The organism is uncultured Streptococcus sp., from assembly GCF_938036805.1.
In the GTDB taxonomy this organism is placed as follows: domain Bacteria; phylum Bacillota; class Bacilli; order Lactobacillales; family Streptococcaceae; genus Streptococcus.
In genome coordinates, this window is record NZ_CALHWC010000098.1 from 1 (window position 1) to 3,961 (window position 3,961).

At 46.3% G+C, this 3,961-nt stretch carries 4 protein-coding genes; all 4 read right to left on the minus strand.

Features of this window, described 5'->3' with window-relative positions; all coding sequences use genetic code 11:
- On the minus strand, positions 1-2,345 hold a 2,345-nt coding region (gene rnr, locus Q0191_RS03940; RefSeq protein ID WP_297664030.1), incomplete at its 3' end, for a ribonuclease R.
- A gap of 83 nt (positions 2,346-2,428) precedes the next feature.
- Positions 2,429-2,662 carry a preprotein translocase subunit SecG gene (secG, locus tag Q0191_RS03945; RefSeq protein WP_061909629.1) on the minus strand — a complete coding sequence of 78 codons (234 nt, stop codon included), beginning with the start codon at positions 2,660-2,662 and terminating at the stop codon, positions 2,429-2,431.
- A gap of 41 nt (positions 2,663-2,703) precedes the next feature.
- Positions 2,704-2,853, minus strand: coding sequence for a 50S ribosomal protein L33 (gene rpmG / locus Q0191_RS03950; RefSeq protein WP_005590723.1), 150 nt, complete (start codon positions 2,851-2,853; stop codon positions 2,704-2,706).
- The coding region (locus tag Q0191_RS03955) for an MFS transporter (RefSeq protein ID WP_297664033.1) at positions 2,853-3,961 on the minus strand (1,109 nt) is incomplete at its 5' end. The genes Q0191_RS03955 and rpmG, both read right to left, overlap by 1 nt.

The following is a 3,961-nucleotide window of genomic DNA, read 5'->3' on the forward strand; positions in this document are numbered from 1 at the left end:
TTTGCGCGACGACCTTTCCTTCTCCCTTTGCCATGCTTGGCTCCTTTCTTGACTAGTTCCTTGTAAAATGCCTTCTGGCTCTTGCCTTTCTTGGACTTCTTATCTTTCTTATCTCTGTAGCCTTTTTCTTTGGAAGAATGGCTGCGCTTGTCATCCTCACGGCGTCTCTTTCTGCCTGACTTGCCCCTGCCACTCTTGCTAGTCTTTTCTACCAGGTCAAATTCACTAGGCAGGTATTCAAAGTCAATCTCGCCCGTAGCCTTATCCGCTCGGACCAGCTTGATGCGAATCTGCTGACCGACCTTAAAGACCACACCTGACTTTTCGCCTTGCAGGGTCATAGTCCGCTCATTGTAGCTGTAAAACTCTGGAAGATTGGTGACATGAATCAAACCTTCGACCGTATTTGGCAATTCGACGAAGAGTCCAAACTTGACCACACTTGAAACCACGCCGTCAAATTCTTCCCCAACGAATTCTTCCATATATTCAGCCTTCTTCATGGCTTCGACTTCACGCTCGGCCTCGATAGCCCGACGCTCTCGGCTGGAAGACTGACTGGCAATCTCTGGAATCACTTGCTCAAAATGCTCTGCTATTTCCTTAGACTTGCCATAATCCCGCACCATCCGGTGAACCAGAAGGTCTGGATAGCGGCGAATCGGACTGGTGAAGTGGGTATAAAACTCCGCTGCCAGACCATAGTGGCCGTGATTGTGCTCAGAATAGCGAGCCTGTTGCATGGAGCGCAAAAGCATCATGGACAGGACATCTTCGTAAGGCTGGTCTTTGACCGCCTCCATAATATCCTGCAGAGCCTGCTGACTCATAGAGCTAGCCGTCCCGTATATCCGAATCCCAAAGCTAGAGGCGTAGTCGATAAACTTCTGCACCTTCTCCGTCTTGGGCTCCTCGTGAATCCGATAGATAAAGGGCAAATTTAACTTAGCAAAATGCTCAGCCACTGTCTCATTCGCCACCAGCATAAAGGACTCAATCATGCGCTCGGCAATTCCCCGCTGACGCAGGACAATATCCACCGGCCGACCTTCTTTGTTGACCATAATTTTGGCTTCATTGGTGTCAAAGTTGAGCGCACCGCGTTTAAAGCGCATGCTTTCCAGAATCTCATGCAGCTGGACCATGCTGTCAATACTAGGCACAATGGCCTTGAACTGCGCAGCCTTTTCCTGATCACCTGCGATGATGTCGTTGACATCGCTATAGGTCATGCGGAAGGTCGTTTTAATGACAGACTGGGTGATGGTATGCTTGACCACGCGCCCCCTGGCATCAATCTCCATAATAGCCGACTGGGTCAGCCGATCCACATTGGGATTGAGGGAGCAGATACCGTTGGACAGGCGCTCTGGAAGCATAGGTACCACACGGTCGGTCACATAGACTGAGGTTGCTCGATTGAGAGCTTCCTTGTCCAACTCAGAGCCTTCTTTGACATAGTAGGACACATCAGCGATATGGACGCCCAGCTCAAAGTTCCCATTTTTCAGGCTCTTGATATGGACGGCATCGTCCAAGTCCTTGGCATCCGCCCCATCGATGGTAAAGGTAATCTCATCACGCAGGTCCAAACGTCCTTCAAAATCACTCTCTGAAGGTGCATCCGGAACGCGTTCAGCCTCTTCCAAGACCTTTTCTGGAAATTCGGAGACAATATCCATGGACTCCAGCACTTCCAGTACATCAATACCTGGATCATTGACATGACCGACAACATCGATGAGACTAGCCACAAAGAAATCGTGTTTCTTGGTCGGATATTTCTCAATAGCGACCTTGAGGATCTCTGTACCATCCAGAACTAAGGCTGGTTTTTTAACATATATAGGCTGGCTGATCTTCTGATTTTTCGAGCGGATATAGCCCGCATACTTGGGCTTTTCCTCATCCAAAACCAGCTGACCAACTGCGGTGGTCAGGCTATGCTCCAAAATATCAATAATCTTAGCCTCAGCTGATGTTCCCTTGATCCGATCTGCCACCTTAGTGATAACTACTTCCACCGTATCGCCATCAATGGCATGATTGACATCATTACGGCCAACAAAGAGGTCATCCTCTTCCTCATTCAGGGTGACAAAGCCAAAGCCATTCTTGTGGGCATGAAAAATACCCTTGAGCGTCAGACACTCCTGCTTTTTCTTCTCATAAAGCTCAATCCGCCCCTTGTCATCAAAGCGAAGCTGATGCTTTCTTTCCATCTGGGAGATGGTCTTGACCAAGGCACTAAAATCCTTGGAAGACTCTTTCCCCAAAGCAGCCGCCAGCTCATGTACGCTAGCCTGCTGCTTTTCTTTTAAATATTCTATAATTTCTTCTTTCATACTTTCTTTCTATACTATGAGGGGTTCTTGATATTCCCCCTTTTAAACTTTAAAAAAAGGCCAAGACATAGTCAGAGCCCATTTTATTTACTAGATAATACTGCCAATATCAAGGCAATCAGTAACCAGACGAAGATCAAGAATCCGGTCATACGCTGCATTACAGCCTCAAATCCCCGTGCTTTAGACCGCTCAAAAAGGTCGTTGGCACTCGAATCAAACACGTTACTAGATTGGTTTTTGGTTGGTTGCATGAAAATAGCAATGACAATAAAACCTGATAAAATGACTAAAATCGTTAATAATAGGCTATACATAAATAAAACTCCTTAAAATCCTTTCTATTTTATCATAAAATCTACTTAGATTCAAGATGTAAGGTTACTTTTCTTTCCTTGGGACAGTACTTCAATACCTCAATCTTATCAGGATGAGTCTTACTATTCTTACTAGTCAGATAATTTTGACTGCCGCAACTGGAGCATTTCAAATGAATTTTAACGCGCACTAGATTTCCTTCTTTTTCAATAAATTTCCAAAACAAAAAAGGTTGATGAGAAGACTGACTGCTACTAAACCTGCTGTAGCATAAAAGACTGAATGATAGCCTGCTGTCGCTGCAATAGCCGAACCCGACATGGGACCGATGACACCACCCAGATAAAAGAAAATCTGGTTGTAACTAAAGATTCGAGAAATCCCAAACTTAGGCGTAATTTTACTCAATAGAGCATTGACTCCTGGCACTAAGGCTCCCGTTCCTAAACCAAACAAGAATCGATAAAATCCGAGTTGGAGTGACGAGCCTGCATGAGCACAGAGCAGGTAAATGATAATAGAATAAAACTGAGCTAAAACCAGCAGGCGGTGATTGCCCATGCGATCCCCCATACGACCTAAAATACTCGAACTCAGCATACTGGACAGACCCATACTCGAAACAATCAGGCCAGATACAAAAATCAGATTATCCGTTTGGCCTAGCTCCCGAATGTAAAGGGAGAGAATTGGGCCAATAGACTGGGCTGCAAACTGGATAACAAAACTAGTCAGAAAAAGAGTGGGCAAGAGCTTGGGATATCTAATCTGACGAATGAGTCCCCCAAAGCCAATCTCCTCTTCCTTGGTGACTGGCCTAAAATCTTCTCGAATGAAAGCAGCCGTCATCAGGGTCGCAATCAGAAAGAAAAAGCCAATCAGTAGAAAGACATTGCGGATACCAAAAATTTCAGCAATCACTCCACCAATCAAAGGACCCATGAGATTGCCAGCAACAACACCTGTTGCCAAAGTTCCCAGTGCATAGCCCGTCTTGTCCTTAGGAGCCTGACTAGCAATCAAGGCTGTGCTGTTGGGCACATAGCCCGCAAAAACGCCGTTTAGAAAGCGTAAGACTAAGAGCCAGAAAATATTGGGCACAAAGGCAATGCCTCCCATAGTAAAGACCATAGCCGTAGCAGCCCGAATCATCATCGGCTTACGGCCATAGCGGTCAGCCAGAGTGCCCCAGACAGGAGATAGAAAGGCCGCAGAAACAGCCGAAAGGGCAATACCCAGACCAGCATAGTACTCCACTTCGTGACCATGCGCTCCTAGCTGCTCCACAAAAAGGGGCA

Excerpts from the sequence above, each read along its gene's own strand:
- secG (WP_061909629.1), bottom strand. The coding sequence starts at position 2,662 with ATGTATAGCCTATTATTAACGATTTTAGTCATTTTATCAGGTTTTATT.